The sequence below is a fragment of the Bacillus sp. B2-WWTP-C-10-Post-4 genome, assembly GCF_009183805.1.
Taxonomy (GTDB): Bacteria; Bacillota; Bacilli; order Bacillales; family Bacillaceae_G; genus Bacillus_A; species Bacillus_A cereus.
In genome coordinates this window covers 1-3838 of the sequence record NZ_WEII01000210.1, presented here as the reverse complement: position 1 = coordinate 3838, position 3838 = coordinate 1, and the positions used below count along the sequence as shown (strand labels likewise).

Sequence of the window (3838 nt, the reverse complement as noted above, 5' to 3'; positions counted from 1 at the left end):
ACATATGTCTATAAATATTATTTCAATAGTTTCTATCATAATATGGATTGTGTTAATTACAGAACTTATAAAACCTTCAAAAGAACAGAACGTACGAAAAATAGTAACTTTAGTAACTGCTGGTTCCGCATCAACACTTATTTTGACGGTTTCATTTATTCAAAATATCCCGTTTTGGAATTGATAGTGATATATATAACTATCAAAAATATGTATAAATAAAAAGATTAGGGTTCACTCCTAATCTTTTTATATTTTGAGGTAGCACCACATGCCCAGCAAGCTAAGGTCTTGAAGTAGCCCCTAAACAAAATTTAAAATTTTTCTAAAGTTATTTATGTGAATTTAACTCGTTTTCAGGAACATATGTGGTCCTTTTATAATTTGAAGTTCTTTTTAAGCTTCTTATATTTTCTATACGAACGTCTAACAATGTTTAACATAAAATACGGTATTTTAACAGAGAAAGGCAATTTATAAATGAAAGGAAAATAAAAGGTGAAATATGCCTTTTCTAGATCCCTCCACTTACTATCTTCTTTTGTTTTTAAGAAATCAGATACATCGACTACATATCCCCTTCCTTTTTCCATCATCACATTTTTCCCGTGAACATCACAAGGAGTTAATCCTTGTTCCCTCGCATACTCTAAAGCTTTATTTATATCAAGGATCACCTGCTTAGGAATTTTAATCCCCTTATGAAGGGCATCGTATAAGGTAATTTCTTTTAAACGTTTCAATACTATGAAATTTTTCCCTTTATATATAAGCTTTGAATAAGAAGGATGATCTCCAATTCTTCGGTATACTTCTGACTCTTTTTCAATTCCTTCTCCTTCTCGCACGTAAACTTTCACTACCCAATCTTTGTATTCTCTGTGCATGAATACTGCGGCATAATTACCTGTTCCTAAACACTTCCAAAGTCTAGGAATATCTTTAACTACTACAGGCTCGAATTCATCATCACTTCTTATACTTACCTCTTTTAATAATTCGTCATTTATCAATCCCACAAAACTATTTATACTCATCATTCCCACTCCGGTTTTGCTAAAAGGGGGCCCACCCACATTTTAACGAAAATATACACTAAGCGAATTTTAGCATAACATGCCAAATCTATATTACTCTATTTTATAACCTAAAACATTGTTTAGAAATGTAGCAAGGGTTTGTTAATGGTTCAATTCTTCTTCCACAACTATTTTTGTTAGCAAAAACTTTTATTGTTTTAATAGTCTTTTGTTTAATTCCCACAATGCTGTTTTGTTGCTATCCCATTTCAAAAGCGTTACTGCTTCCTCAAAGCATAACCATTTATAATTAAAGTGTTCTTTAGATAATGATATGTTTTTTGTAGGGACTTTAACTCCAAAAGAAAATTCTTTTATTACATAAACCTCTTCTCCCCAAAGGAATCCTCTAACTACATCCTCTACGGGTAGTGAAGACACAGAATCTAATTGTATATATGGACATTCTCTTGTAATACCAGCCTCTTCAAACGCTTCCCGTTTTGCTGATTCAATAGGAATCTCACCGACTTCTCCGCCACCAGCTATTCCTTGCCAATAACTATAATCACTTCGGTTGAAAATAGCATATTGAATGGAATCAGTAGTTTTTATATAAGGAAATATCAATACTTGATATGGCGCTCTCATTGCTTAAGCTCCTCTCAAAAATAAGTTTTAAATAAATATAAATAAAGAGCCGACATCACAATTCTACATTATTAATGCAGGTTTATAATGTCGGCCTTCTATTTTTAAAGAATTTTATTTTTCATAAACAGGCTTACTCTTAACAGAGGGAAAACTGCTTATTCCTTGTCGAATTTGTTTAGCATGGTTCTTCCTAAATGTTAGCAGTACCCTATATTATTCAATTGCGCCAGCAACATCATAATCATTTAAATCTAACTCAATTGGTTGTCCCAGCGCTAATTTAGCAAGTTCCGCTCCTAAGTATGGACCAGCTGTTAAACCCGAAGCTCCTAATCCATTCGCAACGAGAATTCCTTTAAAGTTAGGTAGTGGTCCGATAACAGGTAAGAATCCTGGTGTAAATGGTCTGAATCCAACTCTCGTTTCAAGCACTGTAGCATTTTCTAAGCCAGGTGCAACTGCTAATGCCTTATGGAATACTTCATGTAAACCACCTGCTGTTACACGATGATCGAAACCAGTATCATTCTCATGTGTTGCACCAATTACGACATGCCCATTGTCAAACGTTAAAATATATTGATCGTTCGGTGGCATAACAACTGGCATATTTTCTGTTGCTGTATTCTCGATTTGCAGATGAACAATTTGTCCTTTTTGGAATGTAACTAAGAAATTAATTCCTAATGGATTCAAGATTTCGTTCGCCCATGCGCCTGCAGTTACAATAACCTTTTCCGCTAAAATTGTTTCATCGTTTACTGTAACTCCCGTAATATGATTTCCTTCACGGACTAATATAGCATCGCCTTTTATTAAAGTTGCACCATGTTTTTTCGCAGCACTTATTAATGCATTGCGTAATAATCTTCCATTTACTCGTGCAGCACCACTAATATGAACAGAACTATATTCGTCTGATAATGCTGGGAATAATTTTTTTGTTTCTTCAGCTGATAAGCGAGTGATTTCACCAATCTCTGGGGCATCTTCACGTCGTTTATAAGCTCGCTCTTCCATTTGATCTAACTTTTTCTCGTCAGTATGTAAACTAATTGCACCTACACGATTATATCCTGTGTCAGTTTCACCGTCTTCTTCTAATTGCTGAATTAACGAAGAATAGTAACGTGCACCGCCTTTAACAATTTTATACCATGCTTTATTACGACGCTGCGATAGCCATGGACATACAATACCTGCTCCTGCATCAGTTGCTTGCCCTAATTGTTGGCGATCCACGATAGTAACATTCGCACCTGCCTTAGCAAGATGATAAGCAGTAGACGCTCCTAAAATTCCAGATCCAACTACAATATACGATTTCATCTCAAACACCTTTTCTCTTTTGCTAATTATATAAATATAAGAACATTCCTTAGTATAATAGAAGGAATACTTTTTTCAATGTACTCATCACAATTAATTGTTGCAGCATTGTGACTTTCTTAATCATTATTTTTTCTTCTTACGGAATAATTCAATTGTTTTATAGCCTTGTGAAAGGATCTCTATCATTTTCTCTAGACGTTTTTCACGTGTTTTTTCTTGTTTTACAGAAAAAAGATTACGTGCCCAATCTTTCTGATATCCAGGCGTTAAACTTTGATAAAACTTAAGTTCATTCGGATGATTAGCTAATAATGCTTCAACATCTTTAATTCGATCTGCATAATCGGCAACACATTGACTCATAGCAGATGTTTTCGTTGTTTTTTTCTTCTCGCGTTTTAAACCTACAACAGTAAAGACTTCATCCATACTTACCATTCGTGCAAATTTAATATCACTTTCTCCCACATAACCATCTTCTCCAACATTTAATGCCGGAAACATCTCATCACGGTGAATAAACGTACTATAACGAGCATTACCTTTTTTCGGATATGCGAAGAATACGTAACCTTTTTCAATTAGTAATTCTTCATTACTTATAATAAAATTCGTTTGTTTCACCATTTCATCAAGCGTTTCTACAAATATAAAGATAGCATCGTGTTCTTTTGAGAATGCAGTTTCTTTACCTGTAAAAATGTCATAATCACTTGGTTCGTTAATAACGACCATATTTGTATACTTATTAAGTTTCAATTTATCAATAACTGACATATTAATCTTCCTTTACATTCAAAATTCATTGTACATACTTTTGCGTACTGTTCTAG

Annotated in this window: 5 protein-coding genes; 1 reads left to right on the top strand and 4 read right to left on the bottom strand. The window is 33.9% G+C overall.

Translation table 11 applies throughout. From position 1 onward, the window contains the following. Positions 1–4: 4 nt before the first annotated feature. Positions 5–184, top strand: a complete 180-nt coding sequence (locus GBN78_RS29060) for a hypothetical protein (RefSeq protein ID WP_000026328.1) — start codon at positions 5–7, stop codon at positions 182–184. Between the two features lie 193 nt (positions 185–377). On the opposite strand, the gene GBN78_RS29055 is transcribed toward GBN78_RS29060, so the two are convergent. The 4 genes from GBN78_RS29055 to GBN78_RS29040 all read right to left on the bottom strand — a co-directional run bounded on the left by GBN78_RS29055 (position 378) and on the right by GBN78_RS29040 (position 3782). Next, positions 378–1037 (bottom strand): protein kinase family protein, encoded by a 660-nt coding sequence (locus GBN78_RS29055; RefSeq protein WP_000026531.1) that lies wholly within the window; start codon positions 1035–1037, stop codon positions 378–380. Between the two features lie 192 nt (positions 1038–1229). Continuing rightward, complete coding sequence (locus tag GBN78_RS29050) at positions 1230–1670, bottom strand: NUDIX hydrolase (protein ID WP_001202618.1); 441 nt, start codon at positions 1668–1670, stop codon at positions 1230–1232. A gap of 216 nt (positions 1671–1886) precedes the next feature. Beyond that, positions 1887–3002, bottom strand: a complete 1116-nt coding sequence (locus GBN78_RS29045) for an NAD(P)/FAD-dependent oxidoreductase (protein WP_000844391.1) — start codon at positions 3000–3002, stop codon at positions 1887–1889. 126 nt (positions 3003–3128) lie between these two features. Beyond that, positions 3129–3782, bottom strand: a complete 654-nt coding sequence (locus GBN78_RS29040; RefSeq protein WP_000110844.1) for a YdeI/OmpD-associated family protein — start codon at positions 3780–3782, stop codon at positions 3129–3131. Positions 3783–3838 lie beyond the last annotated feature (56 nt).

Bases quoted from the DNA above. Each gene is read 5' to 3' on its own strand.
- GBN78_RS29060 (WP_000026328.1), top strand. From the start codon at position 5: ATGTCTATAAATATTATTTCAATAGTTTCTATCATAATATGGATTGTG.
- GBN78_RS29055 (WP_000026531.1), bottom strand. From the start codon at position 1,037: ATGAGTATAAATAGTTTTGTGGGATTGATAAATGACGAATTATTAAAA.
- GBN78_RS29050 (WP_001202618.1), bottom strand. From the start codon at position 1,670: ATGAGAGCGCCATATCAAGTATTGATATTTCCTTATATAAAAACTACT.
- GBN78_RS29045 (WP_000844391.1), bottom strand. From the start codon at position 3,002: ATGAAATCGTATATTGTAGTTGGATCTGGAATTTTAGGAGCGTCTACT.
- GBN78_RS29040 (WP_000110844.1), bottom strand. From the start codon at position 3,782: ATGTCAGTTATTGATAAATTGAAACTTAATAAGTATACAAATATGGTC.